Annotated in this window: 16 protein-coding genes; 8 read left to right on the top strand and 8 right to left on the bottom strand. The window is 68.4% G+C overall.

Annotated features, from left to right (window positions below; genetic code table 11):
* Window positions 1-25: 25 nt before the first annotated feature.
* Window positions 26-1,084, bottom strand: coding sequence for a phosphotransferase (locus tag ACQY5G_RS10280; protein ID WP_428273673.1), 1,059 nt, complete (start codon window positions 1,082-1,084; stop codon window positions 26-28).
* A 134-nt stretch (window positions 1,085-1,218) separates the two neighbouring features.
* Between ACQY5G_RS10280 and ACQY5G_RS10275 the strand changes: the two genes are divergently transcribed.
* Window positions 1,219-2,724, top strand: coding sequence for a sodium/proline symporter (locus tag ACQY5G_RS10275; RefSeq protein ID WP_428273671.1), 1,506 nt, complete (start codon window positions 1,219-1,221; stop codon window positions 2,722-2,724).
* A 33-nt stretch (window positions 2,725-2,757) separates the two neighbouring features.
* Here ACQY5G_RS10275 and ACQY5G_RS10270 read toward each other — a convergent pair whose 3' ends face one another.
* Window positions 2,758-3,690: a DoxX family membrane protein gene (locus ACQY5G_RS10270; RefSeq protein ID WP_428273670.1), complete on the bottom strand. Its 933-nt coding sequence runs from the start codon at window positions 3,688-3,690 to the stop codon at window positions 2,758-2,760.
* Window positions 3,691-3,969: 279 nt separating this feature from the next.
* Between ACQY5G_RS10270 and ACQY5G_RS10265 the strand changes: the two genes are divergently transcribed.
* The gene (locus ACQY5G_RS10265) at window positions 3,970-4,434 is read left to right on the top strand and encodes a HigA family addiction module antitoxin (protein WP_428273668.1); all 465 of its coding nucleotides are present in this window, start codon (window positions 3,970-3,972) and stop codon (window positions 4,432-4,434) included.
* 2 nt (window positions 4,435-4,436) lie between these two features.
* Window positions 4,437-4,871: a TA system VapC family ribonuclease toxin gene (locus ACQY5G_RS10260; RefSeq protein WP_428273667.1), complete on the top strand. Its 435-nt coding sequence runs from the start codon at window positions 4,437-4,439 to the stop codon at window positions 4,869-4,871.
* A 4-nt stretch (window positions 4,872-4,875) separates the two neighbouring features.
* Here ACQY5G_RS10260 and ACQY5G_RS10255 read toward each other — a convergent pair whose 3' ends face one another.
* On the bottom strand, window positions 4,876-6,135 hold the full coding sequence (locus ACQY5G_RS10255; protein WP_428273665.1) for an aminotransferase class V-fold PLP-dependent enzyme: 1,260 nt from the start codon (window positions 6,133-6,135) through the stop codon (window positions 4,876-4,878).
* A 126-nt stretch (window positions 6,136-6,261) separates the two neighbouring features.
* Window positions 6,262-6,516 (bottom strand): AbrB/MazE/SpoVT family DNA-binding domain-containing protein, encoded by a 255-nt coding sequence (locus ACQY5G_RS10250; protein WP_428273663.1) that lies wholly within the window; start codon window positions 6,514-6,516, stop codon window positions 6,262-6,264.
* Between the two features lie 128 nt (window positions 6,517-6,644).
* Here ACQY5G_RS10250 and ACQY5G_RS10245 point away from each other — a divergent pair, with 128 nt between their 5' ends.
* Genes ACQY5G_RS10245 through ACQY5G_RS10230 form a run of 4 tightly spaced genes read left to right on the top strand, consistent with a single transcriptional unit; the run spans window position 6,645 to window position 11,505 of the window.
* A complete protein-coding gene (locus ACQY5G_RS10245; protein WP_428273661.1) occupies window positions 6,645-7,172 on the top strand; it encodes a cupin domain-containing protein in 528 nt (175 codons plus the stop codon).
* A 48-nt stretch (window positions 7,173-7,220) separates the two neighbouring features.
* Window positions 7,221-8,948, top strand: coding sequence for an amidohydrolase (locus ACQY5G_RS10240; protein WP_428273659.1), 1,728 nt, complete (start codon window positions 7,221-7,223; stop codon window positions 8,946-8,948).
* Window positions 8,949-8,976: 28 nt separating this feature from the next.
* Window positions 8,977-10,683 (top strand): amidohydrolase, encoded by a 1,707-nt coding sequence (locus ACQY5G_RS10235; RefSeq protein ID WP_428273657.1) that lies wholly within the window; start codon window positions 8,977-8,979, stop codon window positions 10,681-10,683.
* A gap of 42 nt (window positions 10,684-10,725) precedes the next feature.
* On the top strand, window positions 10,726-11,505 hold the full coding sequence (locus ACQY5G_RS10230) for an enoyl-CoA hydratase/isomerase family protein (RefSeq protein WP_428273655.1): 780 nt from the start codon (window positions 10,726-10,728) through the stop codon (window positions 11,503-11,505).
* Between the two features lie 84 nt (window positions 11,506-11,589).
* Here the strand turns inward: ACQY5G_RS10230 and rpmA are convergent, their stop codons facing one another.
* From rpmA to ACQY5G_RS10210, 4 genes are all read right to left on the bottom strand, one after another.
* Complete coding sequence (rpmA, locus tag ACQY5G_RS10225) at window positions 11,590-11,856, bottom strand: 50S ribosomal protein L27 (RefSeq protein ID WP_428273653.1); 267 nt, start codon at window positions 11,854-11,856, stop codon at window positions 11,590-11,592.
* The gene (gene rplU / locus ACQY5G_RS10220) at window positions 11,856-12,431 is read right to left on the bottom strand and encodes a 50S ribosomal protein L21 (RefSeq protein WP_428273652.1); all 576 of its coding nucleotides are present in this window, start codon (window positions 12,429-12,431) and stop codon (window positions 11,856-11,858) included. The genes rpmA and rplU overlap by 1 nt, the downstream gene beginning before the upstream one ends.
* A gap of 159 nt (window positions 12,432-12,590) precedes the next feature.
* Window positions 12,591-14,132, bottom strand: a complete 1,542-nt coding sequence (locus ACQY5G_RS10215; RefSeq protein ID WP_428273650.1) for an Rne/Rng family ribonuclease — start codon at window positions 14,130-14,132, stop codon at window positions 12,591-12,593.
* A 158-nt stretch (window positions 14,133-14,290) separates the two neighbouring features.
* The gene (locus ACQY5G_RS10210; protein ID WP_428273648.1) at window positions 14,291-15,517 is read right to left on the bottom strand and encodes an acyl-CoA dehydrogenase family protein; all 1,227 of its coding nucleotides are present in this window, start codon (window positions 15,515-15,517) and stop codon (window positions 14,291-14,293) included.
* Between the two features lie 278 nt (window positions 15,518-15,795).
* Here ACQY5G_RS10210 and ACQY5G_RS10205 point away from each other — a divergent pair, with 278 nt between their 5' ends.
* A complete protein-coding gene (locus tag ACQY5G_RS10205) occupies window positions 15,796-16,311 on the top strand; it encodes a sigma-70 family RNA polymerase sigma factor (protein WP_428273646.1) in 516 nt (171 codons plus the stop codon).
* The last annotated feature ends 29 nt before the right edge of the window (window positions 16,312-16,340 follow it).

Below are 16,340 nucleotides of genomic sequence, written 5' to 3'. Positions count from 1 at the left end.
GAAGCTCAAGCGCCCCGGGCGAAGCTCAGGCGCGGCGGGCGAAGCTCCAGCCGGCCTCCGCGAGCATCGGCGCCTTGGCGCCGACCTCCAGCGCGTTCCGCGAACTCGCGTTGCCCTGGAGGGCGCGCGCGTAGACGCCCTGACAGATGGAGGCGAGCCGGAAAAGGCCGAAGGCCATGAAGAACTCCCAGTCCGGCACCCCGTCGCGCCCCGTCCGCCGACAGTAGGCGGCGACGTATTCCTCCTCGGACGGAATCCCCAGCGCTTCGCAGTCGATCTCCCCCAGCCCCTTCCACAGGGGACCCTCGGGCAGGTGATACGTCATGCAGTTGTAGGCGAGATCGGCCAGCGGATGGCCCAGCGTCGACAGCTCCCAGTCGACGATCGCGAGCACCCGCGGTTCGGTCGGGTGCAGGATCATATTGTCGAGCCGGTAGTCGCCGTGCGCGATCGTCGTCTCCTCCTCGGCCGCGTCGCTGTCGGGGACATGCGCCGGGAGCCACTCGACCAGCGCCTCCATGGCCGGGATCGGGTCGGTGCGGGCTGCCTCGTACTGTCTCGTCCAGAGGGAAACCTGCCGCGCCACGTAGCTCGAGGGCTTCCCGTAGTCTCCCAGACCGACGGCCGCCCAGTCGACCGAGTGAAGCCGCGCCAGCGCCTCGTTCATCGCGTCGTAGATCGCCGCCCGCTCCGCGGGAGAGTCGACCTCCGGGAGCCCCGGCGCCGAGGGCACCCGCCCCTCCACATGCTCCATGACGAAAAACGTTTGCCCCATCACGCCGGGATCCTCGCACAGGTGAATCATCTCGGGCACGGGGACGTCGGTGTCCGCGAGCGCCTTCATCACGCGGTACTCACGCTCGACGAGGTGCGCGGACGGCAGGAGATCGCCCGGCGGCTTCTTCCGCAGCACGAAGTACCGGCCGTCCGCTTCGAGCCGATAGGTGGGGTTCGACTGGCCGCCCTGGTACTGGAGCGCCGTCAGCCCGCCAGCGAACTCCCGCAATCCCGCCGCGCACAGGTAGGCCGCAAGCCGCCCCTCATCGAAGCGGTGCGTCGCCGTGACAGCTCCCAGAGTGGCCAACCGGTGTCTCCCCCTGCACGCGGTCCGAGGTGGAAGAGAGATAGTAGACATCCTCGGGCGACGGTTGTCAGCAGCCGGTCCTGGGTGGAACGTAGGTCACCTGCGGTCCTCGAAACACGCGAACGGAGGCGTGAATGCCCTCTCCCGTGATCATCGGCGTCGTGGTCGTCTATCTCCTCTTCCTCCTCATCATCGGGGTGTGGGGCGGGAAGGAATCGCACGACGTGAAGGGCTACTACGCGGCCGGGAAGAAGCTGCCGTCGTGGGTCCTCGCCTTCTCGTCCAACGCCACGGGAGAGAGCGCCTGGCTCCTGCTCGGGCTCACGGGGATCGGATACGCCCTCGGCATGCACGCGCTGTGGGTGGTCCTGGGCGAGGTGCTCGGCGTCGCGCTCGCCTGGGCCTTCGTGGCGCGGCCGTTCAAGGCGTTCACCGACCGCTACGGCTCGATCACCGTCCCCGACTACCTCGAGGACCGCTTCCGCGACAAGACGCACAGCTTCCGCATCGTCGGGGCCGTCATCGTGCTCTCGATGGTCGCCTTCTACGTGGGAGCACAACTCACGGCGACCGGGAAGGCGTTCGACTCCTTCCTCGGCACCGGCTACGGCGTGGGCGTCGGGCTCGGCCTCGCCGTGGTCCTCTTCTACACCGTCGTCGGCGGCTTCAAGGCGGTGGCGTACTCGGACTTCGCCCAGGGCGTGCTCATGTTCGCGTGTCTCCTCGTCCTGCCGTTCGTCGGCATCGGCGCGGTCGGCGGCTGGGGCGCGCTCATCGACGGGCTGCGGGCAGCCGAACCTCTCGCCGTGTTCGAGGGACTCCAGGCTTCCGGCTCGGACCTACTGCGGCTCGGCGGCGGGCTCGGACTCACGCCGCTCGGCATCGCGAGCGCGGCCGGGTTCGTGGGCGTCGGACTCGCGTTCCTCGGCGCCCCGCAACTCCTGGCGCGCTTCCTCGCCGCACGCGACCAGCGCGAGATCCGGAAGGCGGGACCGATCGCCGTCGGCTGCATCATCGTCTTCGACATGGGGGCCGTGTTCACGGGGATGGCCGCCCGCGTCCTCTACCCGGCCCTCGCGGACCCGGAGACGGCGCTCCCGGCCATGGCCGCCGGACTCCTGCCCGACCTGTTCACCGGTCTCGTCCTCGTCGTCGTCCTCGCCGCCATCATGTCGACGGCCGATTCGCTGCTGATCCTCGCCTCCTCCGCGGCGGTGCGGGACGTCTATCAGAAGATCTTCCGCCCCGACGCCCGGCAGCGCGCGCTCTCCGTGCTGGGGAAGGCCGTGACAGTCGTTCTCGGCGTGACCGGGCTGCTCCTCGCGCTCACGGCCGAACGGGCGATCTTCTGGTTCGTCCTCTTCGCCTGGTCCGGTCTCGCGGCGGCGTTCGCCCCGGTCGTGCTGTGCTCGCTCTTCTGGGCCCGAACCACCCGGGCGGGCGCCCTCGCCGGCATGATCGCCGGCTTCCTCGTCACGATGCTGTGGGTCGTCCTCTTCAAGGAGGGCTTCTACGACCTGTACGAGATGCTCCCGGGCTTCGCGGCGGGCTTCGCCGTCACGATCGGCGTGAGCCTGTTCACCCGGCCGCCGGAGGGCGCGGCGGAGGAGCTGGCCGCGATCCGCAACGAGATCCGGTAGCGTCTTCCGATCGAGGCGCCGTCCTGCCGCCCATCAAGCCTGGGGCACATGACCCAGGATCGACTGCGCGGGGGTCCGAATCAGTGTCAACGGTCGGAATGCCATGCCGCCCCGGAAGAAGAAGAGCACGCCGATGGCGGCCAAGTAGGCCACCTCCCGCTTGACGGAATTGAAATAGTCCCAAGCGGCTACTCCGGAGCCCAGTTGTGCTACGCAGTACCAGGCAACGATGGCGAAGGCGGCGGTCGCTACGATCCTGGTGAAGTGCCCGCTGGCGAGCAGGACGCCCACTCCCACCAGCAGGACGGGAATACCCACGAAGCTCTTGATGTGATCGTAGCCGGCGAAGAGGCCGCCAACGATGAACACGACTGCGACCGAAAGCCGTAGCACCAACCCCAAGGTGTTCCAGTTGAGTTCGGTGGGCGGTGCCCCCCGCTTAAGAATCCGCTGGTCGACCGACCAACGCCCCGACCCGAGACCGAACAGCACAAAACACATGCCCGAGAGCCCAATGTCCCTGATCTGGACGAGCAGAGCCGGCGAAAAGTACGATGGTCCGCCCGTCTCGAATCCCGGAGCCGTAACGACCGGCAGCGCCAACACGAAAGTCCAGAGCATGAAGGCGAAGGTCAGGCTGATGGCCCGCACGAACGCGCCGGCCAGAAGAGCGATCCCGGCGGCGAACTCAAAGGCCGACAGAATAGTGAGGAACGCCAAGGGAGTGAGCAGCGCGCCGGGGTCGGCGAAGAGGTACTGATCGAAGAAGGAATTGATGTACCCGTTGCTGGCCATGTACCGGTCGACGAACGCCTCGGACCTCAAGGGGTCGATCGCGCGCGAGAGCTTCCACCAGCCGCCGGCGACGAAGACGCTACCCAGACCCAGCCGGAGTGCGAGGGCGATCTTGTCCGCAGTCTGTGGGCCCAAGCGGCTGGGGACAGACGCACGTAACGGATGTCTCATCGGGATGCTCCGGCGAAGAAGGTCGACGGCTCAAGAGAAACCGTAGCATCGTACCAGGCCCCCGGTTGATGGTTCCCCGGTGACAGCCTCCCCACTTCCCGAGGTTGGTGTGCGGTCGATCGTTGCCGGGTGAGCCACCGCACCCAGGCCGCCGTCTGCGCACCCCGCTTGACGAATCGTTGCCCGTAACGCTACGCTTTACGGATGAATCAAAGAGCGAGGCAAGATCCGCCCCATCCGGGCGAGTTCGTCAGGACGGAGATCCTCGAGCCCCGAGACTTGAGCGTCGTTGAAGCGGCACGATCGCTCGGCGTCTCCCGCCCTGCGTTGTCGGCCTTCCTGAATGGTCGCTCGGATCTGTCCGGGACGATGGCGCTACGCTTCGAGAAGGCGTTCGGCGTCGGAATGGAGACGCTGATGCGCATGCAGACTGCCTATGACATCGCACAGGCGCGCCGCGGTGCCGATGAGATCAGCGTCGGGCCGCAGTCCGTCCGAGAGCGCGTGACGCCCTATGCGGAGCCGACTTCGAACATCGACCGCAACGTGATGCGGCGCCTGCGCGCGGAGGCGGCTCGGCGGCGGACCAGCGTGTCCGAACTGGTGGAGGAGGGACTCGCGCGTCTGCTGGCCGAATCCACCGCCACCGACCCGCTCCCACCTCTCCCGTCCTGGCGCAGTGGTGGACACATGGTCGACATCTCCGACCGTGACGCGCTCTACCGCGTGATGGACGAGGAGTGAAGATGCTGGTTCTTGACACGAACGTGCTCGTCCACGCTACGGACGCGGACGCGGAGTTCCATCTCCCCTGCCGCCACCGGCTGGACGAGGCTCGTCGCGGTCCGTCACCGACGTTCCTCACATGGAGCATCTGCTACGAGTTCCTGCGCGTGACCACTCACTCCCGCGTGCTCAGGTCACCGCTACGAGCCGCAGCCGCCTGGGAGATTCTCGCAGAGCTTCTGCGGTCACCGGGGATCGATCTCCTGACCGCGACCCCGCGTCACGCGGTCGTCCTCGAACGGACCATCGAGGAGCTTCCGGATGTCCGCGGCAACCGGATGCACGACCTGCACACGGCCGTGCTCATGCGCGAGCATGGAGTCAGCCGCATATGCACGCGCGACGCCGACTTTCATCGGTTTCCGTTCCTCAGCGTGATCGATCCGGTCGCGTGACGCGTTACACGCGGGCGGCGATCACTCCGAGCAGGCGGTCGACGTCGTCGCGGTTGTTGAACATAGCGACGGCGGCGCGGAGGAGTTTCCCGCCCTCCTGGTAGGTGAAGAAGACCCCTTCGGCGTTCAGCGCGTCGCTGAGTTCCTGCGAATCCAGGCCGTGATAGAAGCTCACGATCGGTGACGGGTTCGACGGCGGCGTGAAGAGCTTCATGCCGAGGTCGGCGGCCCCCTCCCTAAGCTGGCCGGCGAGCGCGTGCGTGTGCTCGGCGATCCGCTCCATCCCCACCTCGCCGAGGAAGCCGAGGGCGGCGTCCATGGCCGCGATCGGACCGTAGGCGGGGTTCGCGTACTCGTACTTCTGCGCGTCCGTCTTCAGCCGGTACTGGTGCTCGGGGAGCGTCTCGGCCACGTGCCCGTGCCCGAAGCGGTCGGGCTGCATCCACTCGAGGTGCTCGCGGCGGACGTAGAGCGGCGCGCAGCCGAAGTCGGCGAAGAGCCACTTGTAGCCGTTGCCGCACGCGAAGTCGACGCCCTCGTCGTGCAGGTTCGTGGGGAACGTGCCGAACGCCTGGATGCCGTCGGCGAAGAGGTAGCCGCCCCGCGCGTGGACGATCTCCGCCAGCGTCGGCAGGTCGTGCCGGAACCCGTTCCGGTTCGACACCCACGCGACGCTGATGAGGCGCGTGCGGTCGTCCGTGTAGGCGTCGTAGTCCTCGGGATGCGCGCGCCCCTCGCGCGAGGGGATGATCCGCAACTCGACGCCCTCGCGCCGCTCCAGCTCCCGGTACACGACGAACGCGGTGACGAAGTGGAGTTCGTCGATGACCACGTTGTCGCCCGGCTTCCAGTCGATCGCCTTCGCCACCATGTTCTCGCCGTCGCTGGTCGAGAACAGGAGCGCGATCTCCTCTTCGTCCGCCCCGAACAGGCTCGCGAAGCGCTGGCGGGCGCGGGCCGTGGCCCGTCCGCGGCTCCCCGGATCCCTGTACGTGTGCTTCTCATCCGCATACGCGACGAGCGCCTCGTGCACCGGACGCGGGAGCGGCCCCGTGGAGGCCGTGTTCAGATATGCGAACTCCTCCGTGACCGGGAACTGGCCCCGGATCCCGAGCGGATCGTCGTCCGACCCGGGGGCAGCCGACGTGCGCGAGCCGGTGTCGGCGACGGCCGGCTGGTGCGCGGCGAGGGCGGGCGCGGCGGGCAGCGCGAGCCCCGCGGCAGCGGTCGTCTTGACGAAGTTGCGGCGGCTCCAACCGTTCATCCGACTACTCCTGCATGATCTGACCTGCGGTTCGTCTCGGGCTTCCGAAAACGTACGCCGAAAACCCGCCCGCGGGACAGCCACGCGCCGTGCGACGTTCCCGCGGGAACGCGTGCGCCGCGTCGTCTAATCGAGACCATCGGCGAGGGTGGCGTCCAAGTCGCCCCAGTCTTCGCCCTCCGCGGCCATGGCGCGATATGTGTCCTCCCAAGACGTACGGAGCTCCGCCTCGCGCCTGAGGATGATGCCATCTTCCGCCTCCTCCAAGATCACGGAATCGCTCCAGCCGTACTTGCGCAGCAAAGCCTTCGGGAGCCGGATGCCCTTCGAGTTCCCGACCGGGACGAGCTTGACGGTTCTGGTCGTTGACGTTCGGCCCATCGGTGCCGCCTTTGCCCGGATGTCTACGTTGCGAATCGCGCCGAGCCGTGGACCGCGACCCTTGAGAACGCCTAGAATCCGGCAGGATCACTTCAAGTCGGACGACTCCCAACGCCGGAGTATAAGCCATGTCGAAGCTGATCGTCGCCGCCCTCGCGGCGGGTGTTCTCTGGAGCGCGGCGCCGGGCGACCGTCCGGACAACCCGCCGGCCACGTACATCTCCGCGGCCGACATTCTCGCCACGATCGCGAACGCGCCCGAAGGCCGGGTCAGCGACCAGCAGATCCGGCACATCGACGCGGGCGGTCACAACGCGGGCGTCGGCGTCGTCCAGCGCCCGCCGGGCACCTCGCTCGGGGCGATCCAGCACCACAAGCAGACCGAGGTCTACTACGTCGTCTCCGGCCGCGGCACGCTCGTGACCGGCGGCGAACTCTCCAATGCGCGGGAACTCGACCCCGAGGGTCAGACGGTGCGAACGCTCACCGGCCCCAGCGCGGTGGGCGGGATCGTCGGCGGAGAGAGCCAGGAGATCGGCCCCGGCGACATGCTCATCATTCCGGCCGGGTCGCCGCACGGCTTCAGCGAGATCACGGAGACGATCACCTACATCGTCGTGCGCGTGGACCCCGAGCAACTGGTCGAGCTAAAGTAGGGAACGTCATTCGCTTCGCAGGGATCCGAAGCTTCGGAGGGACACGGAATGCGCGACTTCACGCGGCGTGACTTCATGGCGGTCTCCGGCCTCGCGGCGGGGGGCGCGGCGCTGGCGGGCTGCGGCTCGGGAGGTTCCGGCGGCCTCGGGGGCGGATCCCGCACGGCCGCCGGCACCGCGGCCGGAGGCCACGCGGACATCGTCGTCCGCGACGCGACCGTCCATACCGTGGACGACGACCTGCCGCGCGCCGAGGCCTTCGCGGTCAAGAGCGGCCGCTTCCTCGCCGTCGGCTCCAGCGACGACATCTCGAACCTCATCGGACCCGGCACAAACGTCATCGATGCCGCCGGCCACACCGTCGTCCCCGGCTTCATCGACGCGCACAACCACCCCTTCTACTCCGGCACGAAGCACCTCAAGCAGGTGAGCCTCGACGTGCGCTCGATCGAGGCCATCAAGAGCGCGCTCGGCGAGCGGGCCCAGAACACCCCGCCGGGCCAGTGGGTGCAGGGCTTCCTCTACGACGACACCAAGCTCGAGGACGGGCGTCCGCTGACCCGCGCCGACATCGACGACGCGGTCCCGGACCACCCCGTCTCCGTCACCCACCGCGGCGGCCACACCGGCGTCTACAACTCCCGGGCGTTCGAACTCGCCGGGATCACCGCCGACACCCCCGACCCGCCCGGCGGCAAGTACTACAAGGAGGACGGCGAACTCACCGGGCGCGTGGCGGAACTCGCCAAGGACCCCCTCGAAAGCCTCATCCCCGCCGGGACCACGCGCGCCGACCGGCAGGAGAGCATCCGTCTCATCGGCGAGCGGATGGCCGCGGCCGGCCTCACTTCGGTCCACGAGACCGGGGCCGGCAACGACCTCGTGAGCTACCAGGACGCCCGCGAGGCGGGCGAACTCCACTTCCGCGCCTACGTCTTCCCCAACGCCGGCGACCCCTCCGGCCTCTTCAACGCCCTCAAGACGGCGGGCATCCGCACCGGCTTCGGGGATGAGTGGGTGAAGGTGGGCGGGACCAAGTACGTGGCCGACGGCTCAGCCTCCGAGCGCACCATGGCGATGTCCACGCCGTACGTCGGCCGCCCCGACGACTACGGGATCCTCACGATGAACCAGGAGGAGATCCACGAGGCGGTGGACGACGCGGTGCGGAGCGGGTGGCAGATCGGGATCCACGCGAACGGCGACCTCGCGATCGACATGTGCCTCACCGCCTTCGAGCGCGCGCAGCGGGAGATGCCGCAGGCCGACCCCCGCTTCCGCCTCGAACACTGCTCGCTCGTGAACGACGATCTCCTGCGCCGGATCCGGGACGTGGGCGCGATCCCCACCCCCTTCTACACCTACGTCCACTTCCACGGCAACAAGTGGGGCGAGTACGGCGCCGAGAAGATGGAATGGATGTTCGCGCACCGGCGCTTCATCGACTACGGGATCCCGGTGGCGGGCGCCTCCGACTACCCGCCGGGCCCGTTCGAGACGCTGATGGGGATCCAGAGCATGGTCACGCGCACCGACATGCAGGGGCGCGAGTGGGGCCCGAGCCAGAAGATCACGGTGGAAGAGGCGCTCCGCGTGTGCACGATCAACGGAGCCCACGCCGCGTTCGAGGAAGGGATCAAGGGATCGATCACCGCGGGCAAGCTGGCGGATTTCGTGATCCTCGCCGAGGACCCGCACACGGCCGACCCGTTCGCGATCAAGGAAATCGAGATTCTGCGCACCGTTGTCGGCGGGCGCGCGACGCACGAAGCCTGAAGACGCACGAAGCCTGAGGGAGACGAAGATGAGCGAGGTCAATCGCCGGGAGTTCATGGCCCTTTCCGGGCTCGCGGCCGGGGGCGCGGCCCTGGCCGGCTGCGGGACGCAGGGCGGGAGCGGCGGGCAGGCCGGCGCCGGCGGCTCCGCGCACGCGGACCAGGTCGTGACGAACGCGACCATCTACACCGTGGACGACGCGAACCCCCGGGCCGAGGCGCTCGCCGTGAAGAACGGGCGCTTCCTCGCCGCGGGCTCGAACGACGACATCGCCAACCTCATCGGCCCCGGCACCGAGCGGATCGACGCGGGCGGCGGCACCGTCGTCCCCGGCTTCATCGACGCGCACAACCACCCCTCCTCCGCCGGCATGCGCCACCTCACGGAGGTGGACATGAACATCCGCACGATCGAGGGGATGAAGTCCGCACTCCGCGAGCGCGCACAGAACACGCCTCCCGGCGAGTGGGTCGTCGGCTTCCTCTACGACGACACGAAGATCGAGGAGGGGCGCCCCCTCAACCGGCGCGACATCGACGAGGCCGTCCCCGACCACCCGGTCCAGGTCACGCACCGGGGCGGGCACACGAGCGTCTACAACTCGAAGGCGTTCGAACTCGCCGGGGTCACGGTGGACACGCCCGACCCGACCGGCGGGCACTTCTACCGCGAGGACGGCGAACTCACGGGCAAGGTCGCCTCGCTCGCGCGCCGCCCGCTGCAGCGCCTCGTCCCCAGCGGGAGCACGCGCGAAGAACGCCACGCCGGCGTCGCCCTCATCGGCGATCTGATGTCCGCGGCCGGCATCACCTCGGTCCACGAGACGGGCGGGAACAGCCAGGGCCTGACCGCGCTCCAGGACGCCTACGACGCGGGGGAGCTCCGCTTCCGCATGTACTACTTCCCCTCCGGGGGCAGCCTGCTGTTCTCGGCGCTCAAGCAGGCGGGGGTTCGCACCGGCCTCGGCGATGAGAACCTGCGCATCGGCGCGGTCAAGTACAGCGCGGACGGCTCCGCCTCGGAGCGCACGATGGCGATGCGCACCCCGTACGTCGGACGTCCGGACGACTACGGCATCTCCACGATGACCCAGGCGGACATCGACGCGGCCGTGGACGACGCGGTCCGCGCCGGCTTCCAGATCGCGATCCACGCGAACGGCGACAAGACGATCGACATGTGCCTCAACGCCTACGAGCGCGTCCAGCGCGAGATGCCGCAGGCCGACCCCCGCTTCCGCCTCGAGCACTGCTCGCTCGTGGACGACCTGCTCCTGCAGAGGATCAAGGACGTCGGCGCCATCCCGACCCCCTTCTACACCTACATCCACTTCCACGGGAACAAGTGGGGCGAATACGGGCCGGAGAAGATGGAATGGATGTTCGCCCACCGCCGCTTCCTCGACTACGACATCCCCGTGGCGGGCGCCTCCGACTATCCCCCGGGCCCGTTCGAGGCGCTGATGGCGATCCAGAGCATGGTGACGCGCACCGACATGCAGGGGCGCGAGTGGGGCCCGAGCCAGAAAATCTCCGTCCCCGAGGCGCTCCGCATCTGCACGATCAACGGGGCCCACGCCTCCTACGAGGAGAACATCAAGGGCTCGATCACCGGGGGGAAGCTGGCGGACTACGTCATCCTGGGCGACGATCCCCACACGGCCGACCCGTACGCGATCAAGGAGATCGAAGTCGTCCGCACCGTCCTCGGCGGCCGCACCACCCACGAAGCCTGAGGCGGCGCCGCCGAAGCAACCAACCTTCAGCCTGGAGTCGTCATGAGTGACGTTCTTCTCGTCGAGAAGCTCGACGGACATATCGCCAAAATCACGGTCAACCGGCCGGAGAAGCTCAACGCGCTGAACGGCGCCGTCCGCTGCGCCATCTTCGGCGCGCTCGACCGGCTGGCGGCGGACGACGAGGTGCGCGTCGTCGTCATCACGGGGGCCGGCGACCGCTCCTTCATCGCGGGCGCCGACATCTCGGAGTTCAAGGACGCGCGTCCGGTCGAGCAGTACCGCACCATGACGCGCGGCGACATGTACAGCGCGATCGAGTCCTTCCCCAAGCCCGTCATCGCGATGATCAACGGCTTCTGCCTCGGCGGCGGCTGCGAACTCGCCATGTCGTGCGACATGCGGGTGGCGTCGACGGTCGCCCGCATCGGCCAGCCGGAGATCAACCTCGGACTCATCCCCGGCGCCGGCGGCACGCAGCGGCTCCCGCGGCTGGTCGGCGAGGGCTGGGCGATGCGGCTCGTGATGAGCGGAGAGCTGATTTCAGGCGAAAAGGCCGAGCAGATCGGGCTCGTGGAGGCCGCGGTCGCCCCCGAGGAACTCGAGGGCCACGTGATGGAACTCGCCTCGAACATCGCGAGCCGCAGCCCCGTCGCGCTTCAGGCCGCCAAGGAGTCCATCCTCGCCGCGCGGCGGATGCCTCTGGATGAGGGGTTGAAGTTCGAGCGAAGCTGGTTCTCGCTCCTCTTCTCGACGGACGACATGGCGGAGGGCGTGGGCGCCTTCCTGGAGAAGCGGAAGCCCGAGTTCAGGGGCTCCTGAGGGCGTCCGGCGGGATTTCGGCGGCACCGGGACCGCCCGGCGCGGCTGCAGCCGGTGGCGGTGCGGCTGCGAGCGCGCGGCGGGCTACGTTCCCGGCATCTCCGGCGTCACGACGCTGACGAAGCGGCGGCCTCGCCGGCGGTGGAATTCGACCTGTCCGTCGGCGAGCGCGAACAGCGTGTCGTCCTTCCCCCGGCCGACGTTGCGGCCCGGATGAAAGGCCGTCCCCCGCTGACGCACGAGGATATGGCCGGCGATGACCTGCTCGCCCCCGTATCGCTTGACGCCGAGGTACTGCGGATTCGAATCGCGTCCGTTGCGGCTGGAGCCGACACCTTTCTTGTGCGCCATCAGTCGCCTTCCTTCGCCGCAATGGCCTTGTCCACATCGCTCTTGAGGATGCGGCCGTCCTTGCCCGTCCCCTCGATCGCGCCCAGGTCGAGTCCGTGCTCTTCCGCCAGCTTCCGCGCCACCGGAGTGATGTCCGCCGACGCCGCCTCGACGGCATCGGGCGCGGCCTTGGCCTCGGCTTCGGGAGCGGCTTCGGATTCCGGAGCGGCCTCCGGCTCGGGCGCCGCGGCCGCCGGCTTCGCCGCCGCCTCCTGCGGCTCGTCGGGCAGATCTATGCCGAGGATGCGGATCTCCGTGTAACCCTGGCGGTGCCCCTGCTTCCGCCGGTAGCCCTTCCGCCGCTTCATCTTGTAGACGATGATCTTGTCGCCGCGCCCGTGGCTCACGACCTCGGCCGCGACCGAGGCGCCCGCCACGCACGGGGCGCCCACATGGACATCCCCGTCCTGCTCGGCGAGCAGCACGTCGCCGAACGTGACCGTATCCCCGGGCTCCGCCTCGAGGGAGGGGATGCGGAGCACGGCGTCCTCCACCGCGCGGAACTGCTTCCCCTGGGCTTTGAAAATCGCGTACATATCGTCAGATCGCTGCTGAAATTCCACAAATTGCGAGCCGCTGAGACTACCCGCGCACGGCGGATGTGTCAAACAAAATGGCGCCGCGGCGGCACCGGCAGCGGGCCGGTCCGCAGGCCCCGGCGTTCTCGGTGACTCGCGGATCTCTGCGACACTACACTAGCTGGAAATGTACTTCCTCGTGACGTCGGCGTCGGCCGGGTGGGCGAGGAGCCGGAACTCGTCGAGACCCAGCAGAGGATTGTCGCGCAACTCGATCGCGATCCCGCCGCTGTTCCTCATCCGGCCCAGGAACTCGCGCTCGCGCTCCAGCAGGTGGAGAGCGATCACCGGGTGCGTGAGGATCGTGATCCCGCTCTCCCGGCCAGCCGCGGCGACCCGGTCCAGCGCCCGCTCCAGGCGGCGCACGACCGTCTCGGAGGCGAGGATCCTCCCCGCGCCCTCGCAGAACGGACACGGTTCCATCATCCGCTGGTGCAGGCTCGGGCTCACGCGCTGCCGGCTGAGCTGGAGAAGGCCGAGTTCGGAGAGCCCGAACACCTTCGTACGCGCGCGGTCGTGGCCGAGCAGCGTCCGCATCTGCTGCACGACCTTGTTGCGGGACTCCTCCTCGTTCATGTCGATGAAATCGATGACGATGATCCCGCCCACGTCGCGCAGCCGGAGCTGGCGGGCGATCTCCCCCGCCGCCTCGAGGTTCGTCTTGAGGATGGTCTTCGCCGGGTCGCGGCGGCCCGTGTAGCGTCCCGTGTTCACGTCGATCGAGACGAGCGCCTCGGTCTGTTCGATCACGACATGGCCGCCGGACTTCAGGTGGACCGTGCGGCGGAACGCGCGCCGGATCTCCTCCTCGATCCCGAACTCGTCGAAGATGGGCGCCGCGCCCTCGTAGCGGGTCACCCGCTCGAGCAGATCCGGGTCCACCTGTCCGAGGTAGGAGCGGATCTCGTGGTACAGCTCCGCCGAATCCACCGTGAGCAGGTCGATCCTGTCGCTGAAGAGGTCGCGGATCATGCCGGACGTCAGTCGCGCGTCCTGGTACACGAGGGCGGGCGCCTTCATCCCCTTCTGCCGGCGCTGCACCTTCTTCCACGTCTTGCGCAGCGACTTGAGTTCCCGCTCGCAGGCCTCCTTCGTCAACTCCTCGCCGACAGTCCGGACGATGACGCCGCCGTCGTCGCCGAGGATGTCCCGCACCATGCGTCGCAAGCGGGCGCGCGTCTCCCGGTCGCCGATCTTGCGGCTGACGCCGACGCGGGATGCGTCCGGGATGTACACGAGGAAGCGGCCCGGGAGAGAAACCTGCGTCGTGACGCGGGCCCCCTTCGTGCCGATGGGCTCCTTCACGACCTGGACGAGGAGCCTCTGATCCTTGCGGATCGTTTCCTCGACGCGGGGAGCGTTCTCGTTGCGGGCCTTCCGGCGCCCTCCGTTTCGGTCCCGTCCCCCGTTCCCCTCTTCATCGGGGTCTTCGTCCGACTGCAGATCGGAGGCGTGCAGGAAGGCGGACTTCTCGACGCCGATGTCGACGAAGGCGGCCTGAAGTCCGGGCACGATCGCTTCGACGACGCCGAGATAGATATCGCCGGCGATGCGGCGCTCGTCGGGCCGTTCGTACATCAGTTCGACGAGTTTGCCGTCTTCTACGATCGCGACCCGTTTCTCGCGGGTCGTGGCGTTTACGACGATCTCGCGGCGCACGTTACGTCAGCGCGCACACGGGTTCGCCGCGCCCGATTGCGCTACCAGAGGGCTGGCATCCTGTAAGACTCGATTCTTCGCTGCGAACCGCCGGCCGCTGCCCGGGGGTTCGTGTATCTGTCGTTACTGCCCGGTTTCGTCCTGACTGCTGTCCCAAACTAATCGAGGGAGCCCGCTTCGCGCAGCATCTCCCTTGAAATCACGATCTTGAGGATCTCGCTCGTCCCCTCGCCGATCTCCGTGATCTTCGCGTCGCGCATCATCCGTTCGACGGGGTATTCGCGCGAATAGCCGTATCCGCCGTGCAACTGCACCGCCATCGTCGTCACGTCCATCGCCGTCTCCGAGGCGAAGAGCTTGGCCATCGCGGCCTCCTTCTTGTGCCTCGTCCCCGCCATCCGGAGACGCGCGGCGTGGTGCATCATCAGCCGCGCCGCGTGAATGCGCGTCTGCGCCTCGGCAAGCATGAAGCGGACGCCCTGGAAGTCGTGGATCTTCTTGCTGAACTGCTTCCGCTCGCCGGTGTAGCGGACCGTCTCGTCCAGCGCCCCCTGCGCGATCCCGATCGCGTGGGCGGCGATCCCGACCCGTCCGCCGTCGAGGGTGTCCAGGAAGATGGGAAAGCCCCGGTCCACCTCGCCGAGCACGTTCTCCTCCGGAACCTCCACATCCTCCAGCGTGAGTTCGCGCGTATCGGAAGCGTTCCAGCCGAGCTTGCGCAGCTTCTGCCCGGCGGTGAACCCCGGCATCGGGTCGAGATCCGCGGAGTGGCCGAACCCGAGGCGCGCGGCATCTTCGAGATCGCACGTCTCCTTGGTGAGGACGAACGCCGTGATGCCGCGCGAGCCCTTCTCGGGCGACGTGAGGGCGCCGACGACGAACACTTCGCCCACCCCGCCGTGCGTGATCCACGTCTTGCGGCCGTTCAGAATCCACCGGTCGCCGGCCTTCCGGGCCGTCGTCCGCATGCCTCCCGCGTCGGAACCCGACCCCGGTTCCGTGAGCCCGAATCCGCCGAGCACGCGGCCGCTCGCGAGGGGCCGGAGGAAGCGTTCCTTCTGCGCCTCCGTCCCCCAGCGCGCGATCGGGGTCGCGGCGAGGCTCGTGTGCGCCCCGATCATGATCGAATGACTCGCGTCCACGCGGGCGAGTTCCTCCACCGCGATCGACGCGGCAAGGAGGTCCATGCCGGCGCCGCCCAGCGCCTCGTCGAAGGGAATCCCGAACAACCCCAACTCCGACATGAGGGCGCCGGTGTCCCACGGAAAATCCTCCGACTCATCGTAGCGGGCGGCGACGGGAGCGATCTCCGCCTCGGCGAACTCCCGCACCATCTCGCGGATCATCTCGTGGTGGTCTTCCAGAAAGAAACTCGGATCTCCCATTCACTCCTCGGTTCGGTGCGTGCGGCCGGCGTTGCAGGCGGCCGGGGTCGGTCGCGCGCCGGGATCGGGTGCGTGGCCCGGCGGCGGGCGGGCTGTGACTTCGGACGCCGCGCGCCTAACGTACCGGAGGCGGGCCTCCCGCCCAAACGGCAGCAGACCGTGGCAAAGCCCAGCGGACGCGTCACGATCGGGCCCCGGCAGGCGTTGACCCTATGGATGGCAAGGGTGCAAGTCCGCGGCGCTCTTCGCGTACCGGCAACGGTGTTGAAGGGAGAACCGTGGACTTCGAGGCGGCATACAAGAGCCACTGGACGCCACTCTTCCGGTATGTCGACCGGATGGTGGGTGACGCCGACCTTGCGGCGGACGTCGTTCAAGAGGCGTTCGTTCGGCTGTTGGACCAGGCTCTTCCGGACGAGGAGGTACGGCGCTGGCTGTTTACGGTGGCGACGAACCTGGTGCGGGACGACGCGCGCATGAGTTCGCGACGGCGGCGGTTGCTGTCGCAGCGCTACCAACAGGCGGACCTCGCGCATGACCCGGAGGAGTTGCCGGACCAGTCGGTCGTGCGGGCTGAACGGGTAGCGGCGGTGCGCGCCGCGCTGTCGGAGATGCCCGAACGCGACCGTCAGTTGCTGTTGATGAGAGAGGAAGGATTCCGGTACGCCGAGATCGCCGAGGTGATCGAAGTCGCGCCGGGGTCGGTGGGAACGCTGCTTGCGCGGGCGCTGCGCCGGTTCACGGAGGCGCTGGATCCGCGGATCGCGGAGGACGAGACCGGGCGGGGCCGGTGAGGGGGGGACGATGGGTGACCGGTCGGGAT

This window comes from Candidatus Palauibacter sp., from assembly GCF_965261555.1.
Taxonomy (GTDB): Bacteria; Gemmatimonadota; Gemmatimonadetes; order Palauibacterales; family Palauibacteraceae; genus Palauibacter.
The sequence above is the reverse complement of the archived record's forward strand: the minus strand, read 5'-3'. Positions and strand labels throughout refer to the sequence as shown.